The 25408-nt window shown below is 37.5% G+C and carries 3 protein-coding genes; all 3 read left to right on the forward strand.

Going from position 1 to position 25408, the window contains the following annotated elements:
• Window positions 1-487: 487 nt before the first annotated feature.
• Window positions 488-8623, forward strand: a complete 8136-nt coding sequence (locus ADJ60_RS10275; RefSeq protein WP_049544832.1) for a YSIRK-type signal peptide-containing protein — start codon at window positions 488-490, stop codon at window positions 8621-8623.
• A gap of 405 nt (window positions 8624-9028) precedes the next feature.
• On the forward strand, window positions 9029-17578 hold the full coding sequence (locus ADJ60_RS10280) for a GEVED domain-containing protein (protein ID WP_049544833.1): 8550 nt from the start codon (window positions 9029-9031) through the stop codon (window positions 17576-17578).
• A gap of 596 nt (window positions 17579-18174) precedes the next feature.
• Window positions 18175-25408: YSIRK-type signal peptide-containing protein (locus tag ADJ60_RS10285; protein WP_049544834.1), on the forward strand; the 7234-nt coding region annotated here is incomplete at its 3' end.

Consider the following 25408-nt stretch of genomic DNA (forward strand, 5'->3'; position numbering starts at 1 on the left):
TATTTTTATCTATATATTAAATTTTAAAATTCCATATTATATATAAAGTAAGATAAAGTTTATATTTTATCGACAATAGATATAATATAGCTATAAATACTTATATAATGTAAATTTAAATATTATTACCAGATGAAATAATATAATAACTCATAAAATATAGAAATAAGATTTCGTTTTATACAATATCAGGATAAGGACTTTATTTGTATGAAATAAGATAAAATATCAATAAAAATATTTGTTTTATAAAGATAAAGTCACTATATAAGTAATAATTTAAACAATTATTTATTTGTTATCATATTTATTGCTAAAAAAACTTAAAAATGATAAAATGGCTTTGAATATTGATGGTGTTTGCTGGTACTATCTAAAAGATGGTCCTCTAAGTATTTTAGAAAATATAAAGGGGTCTTTTTATGTATCATCTTGGCTATTAATATCGCTAATAATCAGACTATTTTATGGAGGATATTTGTCAAAAATGAAGGACAAGCAGAAAGATTTTCGAACGGAAAAGTACATTCGTTACGGTATTCGTAAGTATAGTTTCGGTGCAGCATCAGTAGCTATTGCAGCTGGATTGATGTTCCTTGGTAACGGCGCAGTATCTGCGACGGAAGTACAAGGTGCGGAAACTGCAGTAGCAGCAACTTCAGCTAAAAAAGATAATCAGAATACTGCAGAAGTAAAACCTGAAGTGAAAGCAGAAGAGGCTAAAAAAGTCAACAAGGCAATACTGGAAGCAAGTATCGCGACTTTAGAATCTAAACTTGCAACTGCAAAATATGCGGATGCTACAGTAGTAAATTCAGCTAAGGAAGTATTGGCAACAGCTAAAGCAGCTCTTGCTAAGGCAGAGGCTAGCCAAGCCGATGTAGATGCACAAGCAGCAACTGTATCAGCATTAAGTACTGTAGTTACTGAGTCAAATACTGCTGGTTTCGATAAGAAAGAAGCAGCTGAAAAAGAAGCAGCAAAAGCTGAAGCAGAAAAAACTGCAACTCCAGTTGAAAAAGCTCTTTCAGTAGCTACAACAACTCTGACGCAAGTATCGTCAGAAGCTGAAGTAACAAACAAATTAGCTGAGACTGAACTTGCTAAGGCTGATGTCAAAGAAGAAAACAAGGCAGCAGTTACAGCGGCAGTCGCTAAGAACCAAACAGTACTTGCTGAAACTAAGGCTCTTTTGGTTGATAAGAGTGTCACAAAAGAGCAAGTAGATGCACAATTGGAACGCCTTAACGAATCAATCCTTGCAGTCTACAACGAGTTGAAAAATGCAGGGATTAACCGTGATGGTAAGTTCGCGGTAGCTCTTTCAGCTAACGAAGGATATACAGCAGCTTCCACAGAATTACGAAAAGAAAATGGCGAATTCAATGGAGCTACTGGTAAATCTTACAAAGTATTAGATGGTAACAACAATTACAAAATTTATGTTCATGGTTATCAATCAGAGAATACAGAAGTGCCTGCGGCTAATAGTGGACAAGCAGGGATAAGTGGTCGTACTGATATTCCTTTATCAAAAACAGAAGCTCAGAAACTTGGTCGTGAAGCTGCTCTATGGAAAGGGAAACTTCGTGCTACAGGAAAAACTAATGGGAATACAATATGGGGTGCGGGTGGATCTTATGAATATTTAGCGACAGAAATTTATGGATACACATATGAACAAGGCAATCACTACGTGTATATTACTGATGCTAAAAAACGTTTTACTTTATCACCAGAAGCAGAAGCTGCGGGATATAAAATTAAAGATATCCAACTAAGTAACTTAGTTCCTGGTACAGGATATAATGAAAAAACAGATACTGTAGAAGGATACGTAGCATCTACTCTTCAAAACGGTGTATATGACATGCGCTATATTGTAACTGTAGAGAAAGATGGAGCTACTCAAGAAGTTACTTTCCGTGACTTAACAGCTGGATGGATTGGATGGCAAGACTCAACAGCTCCATTAATTAAAGGTACATCTACAATGGTCACAATCGGAGATGAAGTGAACCATAATATTAAATATGTTGATAACGATGGAATGAGTCGTGATGAAAGAACTGGTTATGTATACAGAAGTAATGGAGAAAAAGTTGTTGCCGGTTCAAAAACGGCTCCTGGAGGCACGAATGGAGCAACCTTTACTGCAGTTGATGGATCTAAAGTAAATACCCAGAACGGACCACAAACTGTTACAGCCCACACAGCCTTAAATGGTAATTTTACGGGAAGTAAAACTTCGATAAATGATGTTGTACCAGGATTAAATTATGATCCAAAAACTGGAGATATTACAGGAACAGCGTCAGAAGCTGGAATTTATACAGCAAATGTTTACGCCAAAGACTATAATAATACAACCAATGCGAAAAATCAGGATTGGAATATGTATGGTCAAGAAGCTCATGAAAATATTACGATTGCAGTAGCTCCAAAAATTACTGTATCTAATGTTGAAGCGTATGCAACAAAAGTTCCAGTATCTGTTTCTAACGGTGCTAATAAAGCAGAAATCACAATGCCAGATGGAACAGTTACAAAATTAGTTGTAAAAGACGGTAAATGGACTGTAGCTGCAGGAACTACTAATACAGCTGTAAAAGAAGGAGATCAACTTGGAGATGCTTCGGCAACAGCAGCGTCTAAAATTAATATTCCTGTTACTTCAGACTCTACACAATATGTTGGAGTAGATAGTATTGTAGCGAAAGCAACAACTGATAAAGTTCGTGCAGACTTACAACGTGAAGTTGTGAAAGTGAAAGATGCAAATAATAAAGAATATACAGCTACATTTAATAGTGCAACTGGTAAATATACGCTTCCAAATGAAGACGCATATGTCTTAAAAGACAATGGAGATGGAACTACAACATTAACAGAACGTCGTGTTTATACAGATGCAAAAGCAGATGGTAGTGTTGACTATATTGTATACGAATTCACTCGTACATGGAATGCAACATCTTCAGCAGCTACTTTAACAGAAAAAGTTGCAGAAATTCGTAAGAATGGTGAAGTAACAGCCGTAGGAGATGTAACTCGTACAGTTACTGCATTACCAAAAGCGCAAACAGCTGATACAAAAGGAGTTACGGTTACTGTAACTTATGATTCAGCAACAAATACATGGACTGCTTCTGATGGGTCTACAGTTACTGCTGAAAAATCAAATGCTGGATGGAAGATTTCTACAGATTCAGGATTTAAAGGATATGTAGCTTTCCGTGAAGCAACAGGAACAGACGTAGCTTCTATTCAAAATGATAAACCAACTGGAACTTCAACAAGTTATTCAGATACTCAAGGGAATTCTGTAGACTTATTGAAATCACCAAAAGCAAATGTAGCATTTGAAGATAAAATTGACGATGAGTCAGATGATGCTCAATCTGAGACAATTAAAACTAAATTGACAGTAACTTCACCAAGTGGAGCTAAAAAAGAATTTAATTTAGCAGAAGCAGAAGAAAAAGCATATATTCAAGCACAACGTACTGCAGCAGAAAAAACAAAAGCAGCAGCAGAAGCGATTGCGAACGCTCAAGGAGCAAATAATGAATTAGCGAAAATTCAAGAATTAGTAGACCGTCAAGATAGAATTGTAGAAGATGCTCAAAAAGCTTTAGACGATTTAAATCTTCGTACAATTTCACCAACAGCGAGAGATTTAGCTGAGAAGAAATTAAATGCGGCAAAAGAACAACAAGCATCACTAAAAGCAGAATTAGATAAAGCGGCAGCAGCATTACCTGATGTAGAAGCAAAAGTGAAATCAGCTCGTGATGAAGCTCTTGCAGCTGAAAAAGCTGTAGAAACAGCTCGTGAAGCATTGAAAACAGCAGCTGAGAAAAACTTAGCAAACCCAGAAATCGCAGCATATACATTAGGTGAATATGGAAGTTATAAAGTAACAGTAAGATCTGTTGACTCAAATGGTGTTGTAACAACTCCAACAGTAGGAAAAACAGATTCAGGAGAAGTTACAGAAGATGCAGTTGCAGAAACAACTTACTACATTGTAGTTTCTAAACCTGAAAAATCTGCTGGAGCAGAAGGACAAAAACAAACTGATTCAATGGAAACAGGATTCAAGACTGGTTTACCAAATAATGCAGAAGTATCTGACTACAAACTAGTTGACCCATTATCTGGTAAAAAAGTAAGTTCTGTAACTACTGATGAAGGTACTTATGAAATTGATGAAAACACAGGTAAAGTGAACTTCACACCAGCTCCAGGATTTATCGGTACAGCTAAACCATTAACAGTTTCAGCGAATGTAACATTAACAGGTGATGATGGGCAACCAGTAGTAGTAGAATCTTCAACTACTTACACACCAACTGTATATGGGGTTAAACCATCAAGCGATGAAACTAAAGGAAAACAAGGACAACCTCAAGAATCTAAATCAGGAAAAGATCGTTTCTCTGAATTAAACACAGGAACTAACACTCCAGATGGAACAAATGTAGACTGGTCTACAGCTAAGTACTCATTAGAAGGTGCGAATGAAGAAGGTAAAGTTGTAGTAGAAGGCGAAGGAACATATGCGATTGATCCAGCTACGGGAGTAGTAACATTCCAACCAGAACCAAGCTTCAAAGGTAAAGCAAAAGGAGTAGATGTTAAAGTAGCTGTAACAGCAACAGATTCAGAAGGAAATAAAGTTGAAGTTACATCTAGTGGAGACTACACTCCAGAAGTGGAAGCAGTAGAACCAACTGCAGAACCAAAAGAAACAAGTGGAAAACAAGGTAAACCACAAACTCAAGATGCTACTACAATGTTCAAAGAAGGTGACGAAACAGCGCCAATCGATAAATCTACAGTGAAACTTGTAGATCCAACAGGTGCAGAAGTCACAACAATGCCAGCTCTTAAAGATGGAAAAGAAGTAGGTACTTATACTTTAGATCCAGAAACTGGAGTAATTACATTCCAACCAGATAAAGACTTTACTGGAACACCAGCCCCAGCTAAAGTAACAGCGGCAGACAAAAACGGAACAAAAGTAGAAACAACTTATACTCCAACTGTGACTCCAGTAGTACCAGAAGGACAAGATAAAACTACGACAAACCTTCAAGGAAAACCTCAACAAAGTAAAGTAGTCTTTACACCAGGGGACGATGAATTCCCAATCGATGATAAAGTTCCGGCAACATTTGAAGATGGAACAACTGAAAAAGTAGTACCAGGAGAAGGAACATACACAGTAGATTCAGATGGAACAGTTCACTTCCAACCAGAAAAAGACTTCACAGGAGTAGCTAGAGGTGTAACTGTAAAACGTGTTGATACCAATGGAACACCAGCTACTGCGAAATACACACCGATTGTTAAACCAGTAGTACCACAAGGATTCGATAATGTGACTACAGGAGTACAAGGTCAAGAACAAAATGGTAAACCTTACTTCAAACCAGGTAATGAAGCAGTACCAATCGATTACGATAAACCAGCAACATTACTTGACCCAGAAACGAAGCAACCTGTTCCTTCAAATGAACTTCCAGCGAAAGATCCAGAAGGAAATGTAATCGGTAAATATACTTTAGATCCGACTACAGGAGTAGTGAAATTCACACCAGAAGATAAATCATATGTAGGGCCAGTACAACCAGTAACAGTTCAACGTGTTGATAAAAACAATACACCGGCAACAGCTGATTATACTCCAGTAATCGTAGGGGTTAAACCAACAGCTAAGCCAGCTGAATCAACGGATGTACAAGGTGCAACACAAAAACAACCTATTACATTCAAAGGTGGAACTGCAGATTTAGAAGATCCAGTTGGAAATCCAATTAAATCAGATCCAGTACCGATTAATCCAGGTTCAGTTACATTAGTAGGTGAAGATGGAAAACCAACTAATGAAGTGGTTGTAAAAGATCCAAAAGATCCAAATAAAGTAATCGGTAAGTATACTCTTGTGAAAGAACTTGGTAAAGATCCAGTTGCAGTATACACACCAGAAGACAAAACATATGTAGGGCCAGTTCCACCAGTAACAATTGAAGCAAAAGATACAAACGGAACTCCAGTAAGAACTACGTACACACCTAACATTAAACCTGTAACACCAACAGCGACACCAGCTGAAACAACAGATATTCAAGGTAAAGCACAAACAGGATTACCAGAATTCAAAGGTGGAAAAGTAACGGTTAATGATGAAGAGAAAGTTGTTCCAATTGACGAAACAAAAGCTCCAAAACTAATTGATCCAACAACAGGACAACCAACTGATAAAGTTGTAGTAGAAGGCGAAGGAACATACACAATCGAAGATGGTAAAGTTAAATTCCAACCAGAACCACAATTTACAGGAACAGCTACAGGTGTAGAAGTTCAACGTGAAGATACAAACGGAACACCTGTAAAAGCTAAATACACTCCAACGGTAACTCCAGTTAAACCAACAGGAGAAGACGTTACGTCAGAAGATGTACAAGGTGCTGAACAAAATGGAACACCAAAATTCACACCAGGAAATACTGATGTTGCAATTACAATTACTGATGAGCAACCAGCGAAATTAATCGATCCAGAAACAGGGAAGCCAACTGATAAAACCACAATAGTGATTCCTGATGAAGGAAAATACACAATCGATCCTAAGACTGGAGAAGTAACATTCACACCAGAACCACAATTTACTGGTCAAGCAACAGGGGTAACTGTTCAAGTGAAAGATGCGAACGGAACACCTGTAGAAGCAAGCTATACACCTAAAGTTAAAGGTGTAACTCCAACAGCAACACCAGCTAAATCTAAAGATATTCAAGGTAAACCACAAACAGGATTACCAGAATTCAAAGGTGGAACAGTAACGGTTAATGGTGTACCAAAAACTGTTGAGATTGATGAAACAAAAGCACCTAAACTTCTTGATCCAGAAACAGGAGAACCAACTGATGAACCAGTAGTAATTCCTGGAGAAGGAACATACACAATCGAAGATGGTAAAGTTAAATTCCAACCAGAACCACAATTTACTGGAAAAGGAGAAGGTGTAGAAGTTCAACGTGTAGATAAGAATGGAACGCCAGTAACAGCTAAGTATACTCCAAAAGTAGTGCCAGTAACGCCAATTGGAGAAGATAAGACATCAGTAGGACCTAAAGGTCAACCACAAACAGGAACACCAGTATTCAATGGTGGATCAGTGAAAATCAATGGAAAAGAAGAAACTGTTGAAATTAATACTGACGAACCAGCGAAACTAATCGATCCTAAGACAGGTGATCCAGTTGATTCTGTAACAGTTGAAGGCGAAGGAACATACAAAATTAATCCTAAGACTGGAGAAGTAACATTCACACCAGAACCAGAATTCCTAGGAACAGCTACAGGAGTAACTGTACAACGTGTAGATAAGAACGGAACAGAAGTAACGGCTAAATACACTCCAACAGTAACACCAGTAACAGCGACTGTAGACAAAACTACAGAAGGACCTAAGAATACTCCTCAATCTGAAACTCCAGAGTTCACAGGAGACGTAGATTTAGATGTACCACCAACATTCTCTGATGGTTCAACTAAGATGGTTGTTGACGGAGAAGGAACTTATACTATCGATAAAGATGGTAAAGTAACATTTACTCCAGAAGCAGATTACGTAGGAACTGGAGAAGGTGTGACTGTTGTAAGAAAAGATAAAGCAGGAAAAGATATTTCTGCGAAATACACTCCAACAGTTCGTCCAGGAACAGACTATGTAGATGAAAATGGTAAAGAAATTCCAGGATTCCCAAGTAAAGATGGAGAACAACCTAAGGTAGATATTCCAGGATATAGATATAAAGAAACAATCACTGATGAGCATGGAAATACTCGTCATATCTATGAACAAGTGAAAACATTCTTCAAGGATAAAGATGGAAATCCAATTCCAAAAGTTCCAACTGAAAAAGGAGAACAACCTAAGAAAGATATCCCAGGCTACCGCTTCGTAGAAACAAAACCACTTCCAAATGGAGATACTGAGCATATCTACGAAAAAGTGAAAACATTCTTCAAGGATAAAGATGGAAATCCAATTCCAAATACTCCAACAGAAGAAGGGGAACAACCTAAGAAGGATATTCCAGGCTACAGATTCGTAGAAACAAAACCACTTCCGAATGGTGATGTCGAGCATGTTTATGAAAAAGTAACACCACCAGCTCCAACACCTTCACCTGTTCCTCAACCAAATCCAGGTAATCAAAATATTACAATTTGGACAGATGAAAATGGTAATCCAGTGAAACCGTCTGAACCAGGTTCTAAAGTGCCAGGAACAATTCCAGGTTACGAATATGTGAAGACTGTGACAGATCCAAATGGAAGTATCAGACATATCTTCAGAAAAGTTCAAACTCCAACACCAGTTGAGCCAGCAACTCCAGCAATGCCTGAACAGCCAGCACAACCTCAAGTACCGGCTACTCCAGTACAACCAGCACAACCAGTACAAGCAACAGCAACGAAAGAAGCTGAAGCTAAGCGTGAATTGCCAAACACTGGTACAGAAGACAATGCTAGCCTTGCAGCACTTGGACTTCTCGGAGTATTGAGCGGATTTGGTCTTGTAGCTCGCAAGAAGAAAGAAGATTAATTCGATTTTTTCTAATGAGTATTTAGTAAAGTAGAAACCAATGATTTTTGATCATTGGTTTTTCTGTGCTTGTCAAACATTTTCTGAAGAATAAAGTATTAAAATTCGATAAAAACTAAAAACACCTCATTATATTTTATAAAATAAAAATTAAAAATATAAAAAACGAAACATATATTAAACATTATAATCCAAAAAGTAACTTTGAAATATAAAATTTATTTATTTTGGTGAAAATTATAAGTCAAATACTTTGAACTTATGAAATAGATGTGTTATTATTAATTTGTATCTTAAGTGCAGGTTTTCGACACATAAAACATTGTTATGTCAAATGTTTACAAATGCCGAAATTTTTTATTTTCAAGATATTAAAAAATGATATAGAAGGAGGTTGTTAGTCTCATGCAAGGCAAACAACAAAAAGATTTTAGAACAGAAAAGTACATTCGTTACGGTATTCGTAAGTACAGCTTTGGTGCAGCATCAGTAGCTATTGCTGCTGGTTTAATGTTCCTAGGTAACGGTGCGGTATCAGCAACGGAAGTGCAATCAGCTGAAATAGCTATTTCAACAGTTGCTCCTAGTCAAGATGATAAGGAGAATGAAAAGGCTGAGTCTAAAGCTGAAACAGTAGAAACTGAAAAAGTTGCAGAAGTGAAACCTGAAGTGAAAGTAGAAGAAGCTAAGAAAGTAAACAAGGCTATCCTTGAAGCAAGTATTGCTACTTTAGAGTCTAAACTTTCAACTGCTAAATATGCAGATGCTACAGTAGTAAGCTCAGCTAAGGAAGTATTGGAAACAGCTAAAGCAACTCTTGCAAAAGCAGATGCTAGTCAAGCCGATGTAGATACCCAAGCAGAAACTGTATCAGCTTTGAGCACAGTTGTAACTGAGTCAAATATTGCTGGTTTTGATAAGAAACAAGCAGCTGAAAAAGAAGCTGCAAAAGCTGAAGCAGAAAAAACTGCAACTCCAGTTGAAAAAGCTCTTTCAGTAGCTACAACAACTCTGACACAAGTATCGTCAGAAGCTGAAGTAACGAATAAATTGGCTGAAACTGAGCTTGCTCAGGCAGATGTCAAAGAAGAAAACAAGGCAGCAGTTACAGCAGCAGTCGCTAAAAACCAAGTAGTTCTTACTGAAACTAAGGCTCTTCTTGCTGATAAGAGTGTCACAAAAGAGCAAGTAGACGCTCAATTGGAACGCCTCAACGAATCAATCCTTGCAGTCTACAATGAATTGAAAAATGCAGGAATCGGTCGTGATGGTAAGTTTGCAGTAAACTTGGCAGATGCTCAAACAACAGCACTTAAAGATGCCTCTACTGAAACAGGTAAAAAATGGTTAGAAGATCATGGTTATTCTTCATTATCAGATATCAAAGTTAAAACGAAAGAAGATAACTTAAAAGAAATTAAAGACTTAAATGATCAAATCCAATGGTTAGACTTTGGAGATACAAGTGCGTGGACAAATCTAACGGCATCTAACCAACTTCAAATTGGTTCTACATATACAAAAGAATTGATTCCTGGTTATGTCGTTACAATGACGGTTAAAGAATTGAAACCATTTGAATCAACTGAAATATTCAAAAACCGTGTAGCTGGAACTGATTTAGAAAGTTCTTATCAACCGGATAAAGAAAATAAATTTAATCCAGAAAATGGAGCAACAGGACTTGGAGCGAATCCTCAAAATAGATATACTCACGTTGCTAATTCTGGTCTGACAACTGGTAAAGCTAAAACAACAATTGCAGGAACAAACCCTGCAGGACAACCTAAAAATGGTCAAGCGGCTGGAGTTAAATTCGATGTAACAGCGACTTATAATGGTAAACCTGTAAAACCTGGTATTGTTATGACATCTGGGGAAGATATCGGGACACTTGAGTCTGAAATTTATACAACTAATGGTACTCCATGGGACTTAGCTGCGATTGTTGGTTATAGTTCAAATAAAAATGCTTATGTTCCACTTGATAAATTTAAAGATATGAATGGTGGTAAAACTGCTATCCTTAAATGGCAAGATGAAAAATTCTATAACGCCTTAAATGGTGGAAAATTTGCAACTCCTGATGCCGCTACTGCAGGTCTTGGTTCTCAAGTATTCGGTGGATATCGTAATAATAGTGGAGCAGGAACTCCAGTATTATCTACAGCAAATGTAAGTGAAGTAGGATTTTATATCATGTCTTCTGGACAACAGTCTTCTATGATCGGTATTAAGTTCTCAGATTTCGGAGATCTTCCAGAATCTTATGGAATGGCTGAACACTACTTAAGAACTCAATCTATTGATTATGATACAAAGGCAATTAAACAAATTCAACAACCATTCTTAGGTAAAGTTAAAGCAGATATTGACTCTGCACCAGGTACAAGAGTACGTGGAATAGGTTCTGATGATGCAACAGAAACTGGAGATGAAGGTGTAGATCAATTAATTTCAGAAGAACATGTACACACAAACGTTGATACAGGAGCTCCAGAAGTTAAATTCATCCAAGGGCCAGATAATACTTATAAAGTAAAACTTTACGCTTCAGCAAATGGTAATGACAAGTATACAGATACAGTTGCACCGGCTTATGTGCGTGGATTTATCGACTTCAACGGAAATGGTAAATTTGATGAAGGTGAACAATCCGATGTTGTACAAGTAAATGGAAACAACCAAATTGTAGAATTAACATTTAAGAATACTCAAGTAATCGACACTAGCAAAGATGTTGTGAACTTCCGTGTTCGTATCGCAAAAGATGAAGCTCAAGTAGAAAGACCAAATGGAATTGCATACTCTGGGGAAGTTGAAGATAACCAAATTCAAGTAGCTCACCCACCACGTGGAGATAAAGAAGAAACTACTGGTAAACAAGGTGAAACTCAATCAGTTGGTATCGAGTTTAGAACACGTCCATCAGGTGATGATGCATCTGACTTAGGTTCTAACAATGGTAAAACTACATTTAACTCATACGGTAAAATTCACTACACTGAACAAAGTAATGTAATTAGTGCAGAAACTACTAAGAAAGTTCAATCTGAAGGTGTAATGATCGTTAATCCAGATGGAACATTAACAAAAAATTACACTAAAGCAGGTCAAGGTACTTATACAGTAACAGATGATAAGATTACTTTCACTCCAGAAGCTAACTTCGTAGGTAAAGCTGATGGTATCGTACTACGTGCGGTAGACTCAAATGGTCAATCAAGTGGATGGACTGCATTAACAAGACAAAATGGACTTGAAAACATCAATGATGGAACTCACTCAGCAGGAGCTACAAAAACTATGGATGCTGTTTATATTCCAACAGTAACTCCAAAAGAAATTACTGCTGCCCCTGAAACATCAACAGATATTCAAGGTAAAGAACAGAAGAAAACACCAACATTTAAAACAGAAGGTGATTCTGAAACTGCTACAACAGTAACTCCAAGTGAAAAATATCCTGCGACTCTAATTGATCCAAAAACTGGAAATCCAGCAGACACAGTAACAGTAGATAGTGAAGGAACTTATACAATTAACCCAACAACAGGTGAAGTAACTTTCCAACCACTTCCAACATTTAAAGGAACTGCAACAGGTGTTGATGTAAGATTAACAGCACCAGTAGGTCAAAATAAAGACGGACAAGATGTAACAGCTACGGCAACTACAAAATACACTCCAACAGTAACTGCTGTAACGCCAACAGCTAAGCCATCAGACTCAGCAGGAGTACAAGGGGAAACTCAAAAAGGAACTCCTACATTTACAGAAGGAAATGCAGAAGTACCAATTAAAGAAAATTCTGTGAAATTATTAAATGCTGATGGAACAGAAGCAAATGGCCCAGTTGATGCTTTAGATGAAAAAGGAAATAAAGTAGGGGAATACACAGTAAACCCAGCAACAGGTGAAGTAACATTCACACCAACAGATAAAACTTACACTGGAAAAGTTGTACCAGCTAAAGTACAAGCAGAAGATAAAAACGGAACTAAAGTAAATACTACTTATACTCCACATATCGTAGGTGTAACACCTAGTGCAACTCCAGCTCAATCTTCGGGTATCCAAGGACAAACACAAGATGGAACTGTATCATTTGCACCTGGTGAAACAACAGTAGAAGGTGAGAAAAAATCAGTACCAATTAAAGCTAACTCAGCGGTTCTACTTGATGCTTCAGGTAACCCAGTAGCTCCTGGTACTCCAGTAGATGCTTTGGATCCAGATGGAAACAAAGTAGGTGAATACACAATTGACCCAGCTACTAACAAAGTAACATTTACACCAACGAATAAAGAATACAAAGGTAAAGTACAACCAGTTAAAGTACAAGCAGAAGACGAAAACGGAACTAAAGTTAATACAACTTACACTCCAAGTATCGTAGGTGTAACACCAACGGCAACTCCATCAGAAACAACTGATGTACAAGGTGTTGAACAATCGAAAGAAGTTACATTCAAACCTGGTAAAGCAACTGTTAACGGTATTGAAAAAGAAGTGCCAATCGATACTACTTCGTACAAATTATTAGATGAAAATGGGCAACCGGTAGAATCAGTACCAGCTAAAAACCCAGCAGGAGATGTTATCGGTACTTACACACTTAAAGTTGTAGACGGTAAAGTAACTGCGGTATTTACACCAACTGATAAAACATATGCAGGTGAAGTTGAACCAGTTACGATTCAAGCCAAAGATACAAATGGAACTCCAGTAACAACAACTTACACTCCAAGCATCACTCCAGTTGAGCCTACAGGAACTCCAAAATCTACTGAAGGTGTACAAGGACAACCTCAAGAAGGATCTCCAACATTTACACCAGGTAACGATAAAGTTCCTATGAAGATTGATGCTGAACAACCAGCTAAATTAATCGATCCAGCTACTGGACAACCAACTGATGCAACAACAATTCCAGCAAAAGACGCTAACGGAAAAGAAGTTGGTACGTATACAATTGATCCAGCAACAGGTAAAGTGATATTTACACCAAATAAAGACTTCGTAGGTACTCCAGTACCAGCAACAGTTCAAGCAAAAGATGCAAATGGAACTCCAACTACAGCTACTTATACACCAACTGTTAAACCAGTGACTCCTGTAGGTGTGAATACATTTACAGAAGATATTCAAGGTGCGCCTCAAAGTGGTAAACCAGAATTCAAGCCTGGTAAAACTACAATTGATGGTAAAGAAGTAGAAGTACCAATGGATGATAAAGTACCAGCAACATTCGAAGATGGTAAAACTGAAAAAGTTATTCCAGGAGAAGGAACTTATACAGTAGCTCCAGATGGAACTGTATCATTCAAACCAGACCCTCAATTCCATGGTAAAGGAACAACAATGACAGTTGTTCGTAAAGACCAAAATGGAACTCCAGTTACTGCAGAATACACAGCAGTAGTTAAACCAGCTACACCAGAAGGAACAGAAGTTCTAACTGCAGGTGTTCAAGGAAAAGTACAAAGTGGTAAACCAAACTTTGTTGGTGGTAAAGCAATCGTTAACGGTATTGAAAAAACTGTTGAAATCGATGAAACTAAACCAGCAACATTTGAAGATGGTTCAACAGAAAAAGTAATTCCAGGAGAAGGAAAATACACAGTAGCTGCAGACGGAACTGTAACATTTGAACCAGAAAAAGGCTTCGTTGGTAAAGGTACTGAATTAACTGTTAAACGTGTGGACAAAAATGGAACGCAAGCACTTGGTAAATACACAGCCGTAGTAATCGGTACAAAACCAACTGCAGAACCATCAGTAACTTCAGATATTCAAGGTCAAACTCAAAGCCAACCTGTTAAATTCAAAGGTGGGGTAGTTGAAGTTGAAAACCCAATGACGAAAGAAAAAACTGAAGAAACTGTAGGAATCGACCCAGATACTTACACATTATTAGATGATAAAGGTCAACCAGCTGAAAAAGTACCAGCTAAAGATACAAATGGTAAAGTAATTGGTGAATACACATTAACAAAAGAGCCTGGTAAAGACCCAGTTGCAGTATTCACTCCAACAGATAAATCTTACTCAGGAGAAGTTCAACCAGTAACGGTTCAAGCAAAAGATACAAATGGAACTCCAGTAACAACTACTTACACTCCAAATATTACGCCTGTTACCCCAACTGCTAAAGGAATAACTTCTGAAGGTGCACAAGGCCAAGAGCAAAGTGGAACTCCAACATTTACTGAAGGAAACACTAAGACTCCTATCGATCCTCAAGTACCAGCTAAATTAATCAATCCAGAAACTGGTGAACCAACTGACGAAACTTCAGTAGAAGTACCAGGAGAAGGAACTTACACAATTAACCCAAAAACTGGTGAAGTAACATTCAAACCAGAACCAAACTTCACAGGTAAAGCTGAAGGTGTTGAAGTTCAACGTAAAGATACAAACGGAACTCCAGCTACAGCTAAATACACACCAACTGTTAAACCAGTTACTCCAACATCAGATGACGTAATCTCTGAAGATGTACAAGGTGCTAAACAAACTGGAACTCCAGTATTTACAGCTGGTAAAACAACAGTTAATGGTCAAGAAGTAACTGTAGAAATCGACAAAACTGTTAAACCAACATTTGACGATGGAACAACAGAAAAAGTAGTACCAGGAGAAGGAACATATACAGTTGATGAAAATGGTGTAGTAACATTTACTCCAGAACTACAATTCACAGGTAAAGCTAGTGGAGTAACTGTTAAACGTGTGGATAAAAATGGAACAGAAGTAACTGCAAAATACACTCCAACTGTTAAACCAGTAACCCCAACTTCAGTTGATGAAGTAACTACTGATGTACAAGGTGCAACTCAAAAAGGTAAACCAGTTTTTGAAGCAGGTAAAACAACCATTAACGGTGTAGAAAAAACTGTAGAACTTGATGATACTAAACCAGCTACATTTGAAGATGGTTCAACTACAAAAGTTGTACCAGGAGAAGGAACTTACACAGTAGCTCCAGACGGAACTGTAACATTTACTCCTGAAAAGACCTTTACAGGTAAAGCTAGCGGAGTAACGGTTAAACGTGTGGACAAAAACGGAACACCAGTTACAGCGAAATACACTCCAGTAGTATTACCAGTAACTCCAAGTTCTAAAGATGTAACATCAATCGGTGATAAAGGTCAACCTCAATCAGAAACACCAGTATTTACACCAGGAACCACTAAAGTAAATGGTAAAACTGTAATAGTAGAGATTGATGACAAAGTAGCTCCAACATTCGAAGATGGAACAACTGAGAAGAAAGTACCAGGAGAAGGAACTTACACAATCGATGCGAACGGTAAAGTAACATTCGCTCCAGAGCCAAACTTCGTAGGAAAAGCGAAAGGTGTAACTGTGAAACGTGTAGATAAGAATGGAACACCAGTAACAGCTACTTACACTCCAACAGTATTAGGTAAAACAACTACGAAAGATGTAGTATCAGAAGGTGCTAAAAACACTCCACAATCAAATACTCCAGAATTCAAAGGTGATGTAGATACAAAAGTTCCAGCTAAATTAGTAGATCCAGAAACTGGAGAACCGACTGATGAACCAGTAGTAGTACCAGGAGAAGGAACATACACAATCGATGGAAATGGTAAAGTGACATTCACTCCAGAAGAAGGATTCGTAGGAACAGCAACACCTGTAGAAGTAGCTCGTAAAGATAAAAACGGAAGAACAGTTAGAGCTTCTTACACACCAACTGTACGTCCTGACACTAAATTTGTAGTCATAGGAAAAGATGGTGCAGAAACAGAACTTATCCCATCTAAAGATGGTAAAAAACCATCAGAAGCAATTCCAGGATACAAACTTGTTAAAACTGAAACGGATGAAAAAGGGAATACGAAACACATCTACGAACCAGTAACAACTAAACACGTAGATAGAAATGGAAACCCAATTCCAGGAACAGAAACAGAAGAAGGAACAACTCCAGCAAAAACTTCAAAAGAAGTTCCAGGATACAAAGTAGTAGAAACTCGTAAACTTCCAAATGGAGATACAGAATATGTTTACGAAAAAGTAACTACATCATTCGTAGATTCAGAAGGACACGTAATCGAAGGAACAACAACTGAGGAGGGAACAACGCCTAAGAAAGATATCCCAGGCTATAAATTTGTAGAAACTAGAACTACTGAAGACGGAGATACAGAACACGTTTACGAAAAAGTAACTACAACATTCAAAGATAAAGATGGAAATGTAATTCCAGGAACAACAACTGAAGACGGTGAACAACCTAAGAAAGATATTCCAGGTTACCGCTTCGTAGAGACTAAGAAACTTCCAAATGGCGATGTAGAACACGTTTATGAGAAAGTTAAGACAAGTTACAAGGATAAAGACGGAAACGAAATTCCAAACTATCCAACAGAAGACGGCGAACAACCTAAGAAAGATATCCCAGGTTATCGTTTCGTAGAAACTAAGAAACTTCCAAATGGTGATGTGGAGCATGTCTACGAAAAAGTAACAACTCCAGCACCAACTCCATCAGTAAATCCATATAATCCAACACCAATTACAGAAAAAGTGTTAACAACATTTGTAGATGAAAATGGTGAATTGATTATTCCTGATGAAAATGGTTCACATCCACGTAAATCATTAGAAGGCTATGAGTTAGTTCGTACAGAAACAGATGCGAATGGAAATGTTCGCAATGTTTACCGTAAGGTGCAATCTCAAACACCAGTACAACCAGTTGAGCCAGCTACTCCAGCAATGCCTGAACAGCCAGCTAAACCTCAAGTACCGGCTACTCCAGCACAACCAGTACAAGCAACAGCAGTGAAAGAAGCTGAAGGTAAGCGTGAATTGCCAAATACTGGTACAGAAGACCATGCTAACCTTGCAGCACTTGGACTTCTCGGAGTATTGAGTGGATTTGGTCTTGTAGCTCGCAAGAAGAAAGAAGATTAAGTGAAACAATTTCTAATTAGCTAATCTAATCCGCATCAAATAGAAAACCGATGATTTATTTCATCGGTTTTTTGGCTCTTAGCTAACTTTAAATGAAAATTTTTAACAGCTAAATCAGAAATTCTAAATGAATTTAGTTGAGATTGGTATTCAATATACTTTTAAATATTGAAATACAGATGATAAAATATTTTTGAAAAAAATCAAACGGATTTAATTAATAAATATACAAAAATAAAATATATAGAAATGAAAATCAATTCAAAATAATATACGTTTATACAATGTCGGCGGATTCAAAAATGTGTTGAAATCTCAAAAAATAGTGAAAAAAGTTAAAAAATGTTGATTTTTTTATATAATTCAGACAATTTTTACTATTTTTTAGAGAATGACATAGATAAAAATTGAAATTTTCATGTTATTTTCAAGCGAATAAATTGAATATATCCAGCTAGTGTGATAGAATGAATATACATGTTTCGGAAAAATATAGTACTTGAGGCAATTCCTTCATTTATAAATGAAATGAAGGGGTTTTGGTTTTTACTATATCTATAAACATGATATAAAACAAAAGGAGGTTGTTAGTCTCGATGAAAGGCAAGCAACAACAAGATTTTAGAGTAGAAAAATACATCCGTTATGGGATTCGTAAATATAGCTTTGGAGCAGCATCGGTAGCTATTGCAGCTGGTTTGATGTTTCTTGGAAATGGTGCAGTATTAGCCTCAGAAACAGCGGTAAATGGAAACATTTCTGATGTGGCAGTAGTATCACCTAATGCTGAAGAGAACGGAGAAACGGCTAAAGTAGAAACTGCGAAGGAAGTAAAAGTAGAAGAAGCTAAACCTGAAGTAGTGACTCCTAAAGTAGAAGAGTCTAAAAAGGAAGATGCACTAAAAACTGCTGAAGCAGTTACAAAAGAAGAAGTTGCTCCTAAACTAGACAAGTCTCAACTTGAGTCTTATGTGAATGAAGTAGCTGGGAAACTCGCTGCTGGAAAATATGCAAACAAGACAGACGAAAGTTTGGCTCTTTTGAGTGCTGACTTGGAGTCAGCTAAGGCAGCTCTTTCAAGTGCTACAAGTCAAGATGAGTTAAAAGCTGCTTACAACAAACTTGTAACGACTGTAAACTCAAAACTAAAAAATAAACCAGTTGAGAAAAAAGAAACTCCAGCAGTTGACACTACAAATGGTAAAGAAACTGTAGGGAAGAAAACAGAAAATACTGAGAAAAAGTCTGATTCAAACGCTATCGAAAATACAGGCTCAAAAGATGAACGTAATGGAAAAGAAATCGAAAAAGGATCTAACTTACGTTCTGCAAATGAAGGATATACATATTCTTCAACAGAATTAAGAAAGAAAAATGGGGAGTTTGCTACAGCGACAGGTAAATCTTACTATGAACTTGATGGCAACTCAACATACCGTATTTATGTTCATGGATATCAATCTGAGAATACAGAACAACCAGAAGCTGTGAACTCAGTTGCTGGTAAAAATGGTCGTACGGATATTCCATTATCTAGAGAAGAAGCACAAAAATTAGGTGAAGAAGCTGAACTATGGAAAGGTAAATTACGTCCGACAGGAAGTACTATAGTAGGTACATTAGATCAAAATGCACAGTATGGATCTAATGGAGCATATGAATTCCTTGCAACAGAAATTTATGGATATACTTATGAACAAGGAAATCACTACATTTATGTAACTGATGTAAAGAAACGTTTTAGTCTTTCTGATGCCGCTACTGCAGCAGGATATAAGATTACAAATATTGAATTAACTAACTTAATCCCGGGTGCTGCTTATAATGAAAAAGCGGATACAATTGAAGGATATGTATCATCAAGCATTCAAAATGGTGTATACGATATGCGTTATAAAGTAACTGTGTCAAAACCAGATGGAACAACACAAGTAATGGATTTCCAAAACTTACGTTCAGGATGGATGGGCTGGCAAGATACAACTGCACCATTAATTCAAGGTTCATCTAAATTAGTCACTATTGGAGATGAAGTAAGTCATGATATTAAGTATGTTGATAATGATGCGATGACACGTGATGATGCTACTAACTATACAGTTAACGGTGAACGAGTAATCGCTGGTGCAAAAACAGTAAATAAAGGGATTTATAATGCTACTTTTACTGCTAAAGATGGATCAACATTAACAACTATGAATGGACCACGTCCAGTTACAGCTCACACAACTGTAAATGGTACTTATGCAAAAAATGGAGAAAAAACTTCTATTAATGATGTAGTACCTGGATTAGATTATACTCCACAAACGGGACTAATTACAGGGACAGCAACGGAATCTGGAATTTTCACAGCGGCTGTTTTAGCAAAAGACTATAATAATGCTACAATTGCAGGTAATTCAAATCAATGGAATATGAATGGTCAAGAAGCGCATGAAAATATTACGATTGCGGTAGCTCCTAAGATTACAGTTAAGAATGTTGAAGCTTATGCAACAACTGTACCTGTAACGATTTCAAAAGGTGCAAATACTGCGGAAATTACAATGCCAGATGGAACAGTGACGAAACTTGTAGTTAAAGATGGCAATTGGACAGTAGCTGCAGGTACTACAAATGCAGCAGTACAAGAAGGAGCAGTACTAGCAGCGGCATCAACTTCAGGAGATTCAACCATTAATTTAGCAGTAACTCCAGAATCCACAAAATACGTAGGTGTAGATAGTATTGCAGCGAAAGCAACTACAGATAGAGTGCATGCTAATTTACAACGTGAAGTATATACTGTTAAAGGGGTAAATAATAAAGAATATACAGCTACATTTAACAGTGCTACTGGTAAATATAATTTACCAACTGAGGATGCGTATCAATTAGTAGACAATGGCAATGGAACTTCTACATTAACTGAAAGACGTGTGTATACTGATGTGAAAGCAAACGGAGATATTGATTACATCGTATATGAATTCACTCGTACATGGAGTGCAACTTCTAATGCAGCTAACTTAGTAGATAAGATTGCTGAAATTCGTGAAAAAGGAAAAGTTACAGAAGTAGGAGATGTTACTCGTACAATTACAAATGTTCCGAAAATGCAAGTAGCCAATGCTCAAGGTACTATTGTAACTGTAAATTATGATTCAGTATCTAAACAATGGACAGCATCTGATGGTTCGACCGTTACAGCTACTGAATCAAACGCAGGATGGAAACTTGAAACGACTTCTGGTTTCAAAGGGTATGTATCATACCGTGAAGCATCTTCTACAGATGTAGCATCAATTCAAAATGCTAAACCAACAGGAACTTCAACAAGTTATTCAGAATCAAAAGGTACATCAGTAAAATTAATTAAATCTACCAAAGCAAATGTAGCATTCGCAGATACAATCGATGATAAAACATCAGTAACAGATTCAGATACGATTAAAACAAAAGTAACAGCAACTGCACCAGACGGTACAGTAACTACTTTTGACGGAGCTCAAGCAGAAGAAACAGCTTATATTCAAGCTCAACGTACAGCTGCAGAAAAATCACAACTAGCAGCAAATGCTATTAAAGATGCACATACAGCTGCTAATGAATTAGCAAATCTACAAGAATTATTAGATCGTCAAACTAGTATTGAAGAAGATGCTAAAAAAGCATTAGATAATCTTAAATTACGTTCTATTTCTCCAACAGCTCAAGCTTTAGCTGAAGAAAAACTTGAAAGAGTTAGAGAATACAAAGCTTCACTTCAAGCTGAGTTGGAAAAAGCTAAAACTAAGTTAGATACACTGAAAACTACTGAGACTACATCCCGTGATGAAGCTGTTGCGGCTGAAAAAGCTGTAGAAACAGCACGTACAGCTCTTAAAACAGCTGCAGAAGCAAATTTGGCTCGAGCTAATGCTTATGTATTATCTCAAAAAGGGCGTTACAAAGTAACAGCGAGAGCAGTAGACTCAAACGGTGTTGTAACAACTCCAACAGTAGATGGAACAGAGTCTGGTGAAGTTACAGAAGATGCAGTAGCAGAAACAACTTACTACATCGTAGTAACAGATCCAGAGAAATCATCAGGAGCTCAAGGTCAAAAACAAACTGACTCAATTGCAGATAATTTCAATGATGGAAAAGAAGGAACTACAGTATCAGATTTCAAACTAGTAGATCCAACGACAGGAAATAAAGTTGCTTCTGTAACAACTAAAGAAGGAACTTACACAGTCGATTCAACAACAGGAGAAGTAAGTTTCACTCCAGCAGAAGGCTTTGTAGGAACAGCTACACCGATAAAAGTTTCAGCAAATGTAACATTCAATGATGAGTCAGGAAATCCAGTAACAGTAGCGACAGAAAATACATATACACCAACTGTATATGGAGTTCAACCATCAAAAGATGAAACTACAGGAAAGCAGGGTCAAACTCAAACATCTAAATCAGGAAAAGATCGCTTCTCTGAGTTAAATACAGCAACAAACACTCTAGATGGAACAAATGTAGACTGGACAACAGCAGCATACTCTCTAGAAGGAGCTAATGAAAAAGGCAAAGTGGTAGTTGAAGGAGAAGGAACATACTCAATCGATCCAACAACAGGTGTAGTAAGATTCGAACCACTTCCAACATTTACAGGAGAAGGTAAAGGTGTTAATGTACAAGTATCAGTAACAGCGACTGATTCAGAAGGAAATAAAGTTCCAGTTACTTCAAAAGGTAAATATACACCAACAGTAACACCAGTAACCCCAACAGCAGCACCATCTACTTCAACTGGTGTTCAAGGTGAAATTCAAAAAGGAACACCAACATTTACAGAAGGAAATACAGAAGTACCAATTAAAGAAAACTCTGTAAAACTTCTCAATGCAGATGGAACAGAAGCAAATGGACCAGTAGATGCTTTAGATGAAAAAGGTAATAAGGTTGGTGAATACACTGTTAACCCAGCGACAGGAGAAGTAACCTTCAAACCAACAGACAAATCTTACACTGGACCAGTACAAGCAGCTAAAGTTCAAGCTGAAGATAAGAATGGAACAAAAGTTTCAACAACATACACTCCAAATATCGTAGGAGTAACACCAACAGCAACTCCAGATGAATCAGCAGGAGTACAAGGTGAAACACAAGAAGGAACAGTATCATTTGCACCAGGTGAAACAACAATTGGTGGTGAGAAGAAATCAGTTCCAATCAAAGCAAACTCAGCTAAATTGTTGAATGCAGATGGAACAGAAGCAAATGGGCCAGTCGATGCATTAGATGAGAATGGTAAAAAGGTTGGTGAATACACAATTGATCCAGCTACTAACAAAGTAACCTTCACACCAACTGATAAGACTTATGTTGGTAAAGTTCAACCAGCTAAAGTTCAAGCTGAAGACGAAAATGGAACAAAAGTATCAACAACTTATACACCAACAATTGTAGGAGTAACTCCAACATCTACGCCAGCTACAACAACAGATGTACAAGGTAAAACTCAAGAAAGCACAGTTTCATTTGAAGCTGGTAAGACAACGATTGACGGTAAAGAGAAATCTGTAAAAATCGATCCAGATACTTACACACTTCTAGATGAAGATGGAAAACCAGCTAAAGAGGTACCAGCTAAAGATCCAGAAGGAAACGTAATTGGTAAATATACTCTTAAAACTGTAGATGGAAAAGCTGTTGCAGTATTCGAGCCAACAGATAAAACATATTCAGGAGATGTACAACCAGTACGCGTTCAAGCTAAAGATAAAAATGGAACAGCTGTAGAAACAACTTACACACCGAAGATTACTCCTGTAACACCAACAGCAGAAGCAGCTAAATCAGAAGCTATCCAAGGTGACACTCAAAAAGGAACACCTTCATTCGTTCCTGGAGACAACATTGCTCCAATTAAAGAGAATTCATACAAACTTCTAGATAAAGAAGGAAATGAAGTTCCAGCAGGACAAACAACTCCAGCTTATGCTGAAGACGGAGTAACGCCAGTAGGTACTTACTCAATCGATCCAGCAACAGGAGAAGTAACCTTCACACCAACAGATAAATCATACACTGGTAAAGTAACACCAGCTAATGTTCAAGCAGAAGACACAAATGGAACTAAAGTTTCAACAACTTATACTCCATCGATCATTCCTGCACAACCAGAAGCAGAACCTGCTAAAACTGTTAATGTTCAAGGTGCAACTCAAACTGGTAAACCAGAATTCCAAGGCGGAACAGCTATGGTTAACGGTGAAGAGAAAACTGTAGAAATGGACGATACAGTACCAGCTAAATTGGTAGATCCTAAGACTGGAGATAAAGTAGATTCATTAACTGTTGAAGGCGAAGGAACATACACAGTAGCTCCAGACGGCACAGTAACCTTCAAGCCAGAACCAAAATTCACAGGTGTAGCTAAAGGTGTTGAAGTAGTTCGTCAAGATAAGAACGGAACTCCAGCTAAAGCAACCTACACACCAGAAGTTAAACCAGTAACACCAACAGGAACAGGCGCTGTAACAGAAGATGTTCAAGGTTCAACTCAAACAGGTAAACCTGAATTCAAGGGTGGAACAGTAACAATCGATGGTAAAGAGAAAACTGTTGAAATCAATGAAGATAAACCAGCTAAATTGGTTGATCCAAAAACAGGAAATCCAGTTGATTCAGTAACCATCGAAGGCGAAGGAACATACACAGTAGCTCCTGACGGAACAGTTACCTTTACACCAGCGAAGAACTTCACAGGTAAGGGAACTGGTGTCACAGTTCAACGCGAAGATAAGAACGGCACACCAGTAACAGCTAAGTACACACCAGTTGTAAAACCAGCAACACCAACAAGTTCAGATGTTATCACTACAAATGTTCAAGGTGCAATTCAAGAAGGAACACCAACATTTGAAGGTGGAAAAGTAACTGTAAACGGTAAAGAAAAAACTGTTGAAATCGATGAAACTGTAAAACCAACATTTGACGATGGCACAACTGAGAAGAAAGTACCAGGCGAAGGAACTTACACAATCGACGAGAACGGTAAAGTAACCTTCACACCAGAGAAAACATTCACTGGTCAAGCAACAGGTGTAACAGTTAAACGTGTTGACAAAAATGGAACACCAATCACAGCTAAGTACACTCCAGTAGTCGTTCCAGTAACTCCAACCTCAAAAGATTCTGAATCAGAAGGTCCTAAAGGACAAACTCAATCAGGAACACCAACATTTGAAGGTGGTAAAGTTACAATCAACGGTAAGGAAGTTCCAGTTGAAATCGATGAAACTGTTAAACCAACATTTGACGATGGCACAACTGAGAAGAAAGTACCAGGTGAAGGAACATACACTATCGATGAAAACGGTAAAGTAACCTTCACACCAGAACCTGACTTCGTAGGAAAAGCTAAAGGTGTAACAGTTAAACGTGTAGATAAGAACGGTACACCAGTAACAGCTAAGTACACTCCAACAGTACATCCAGATACTTCACATGTTGATAAAGACGGTAACCCTCTTTCACCAACAGAAGACGGAACTAAACCATCTAAAGATATCCCAGGATATAAAGTAGTTAAAACTGAAATCGACGAAAAAGGAAATACAAAACATATCTATGAAAAAGTGACAACAACTCACAAAGATAAAGATGGTAATGTAATTCCAGGAACAACTACTGAGGAAGGTACAACTCCTAAGAAAGATATTCCAGGTTACCGCTTCGTAGAGACTAAGAAACTTCCAAATGGCGATATCGAACACGTTTATGAGAAAGTTAAGACAAGTCACAAGGATAAAGACGGAAACGAAATTCCAAACTATCCAACAGAAGACGGCGAACAACCTAAGA

The organism is Streptococcus pseudopneumoniae (assembly GCF_001076775.1).
GTDB classification, from domain to species: Bacteria; Bacillota; Bacilli; order Lactobacillales; family Streptococcaceae; genus Streptococcus; species Streptococcus pseudopneumoniae_G.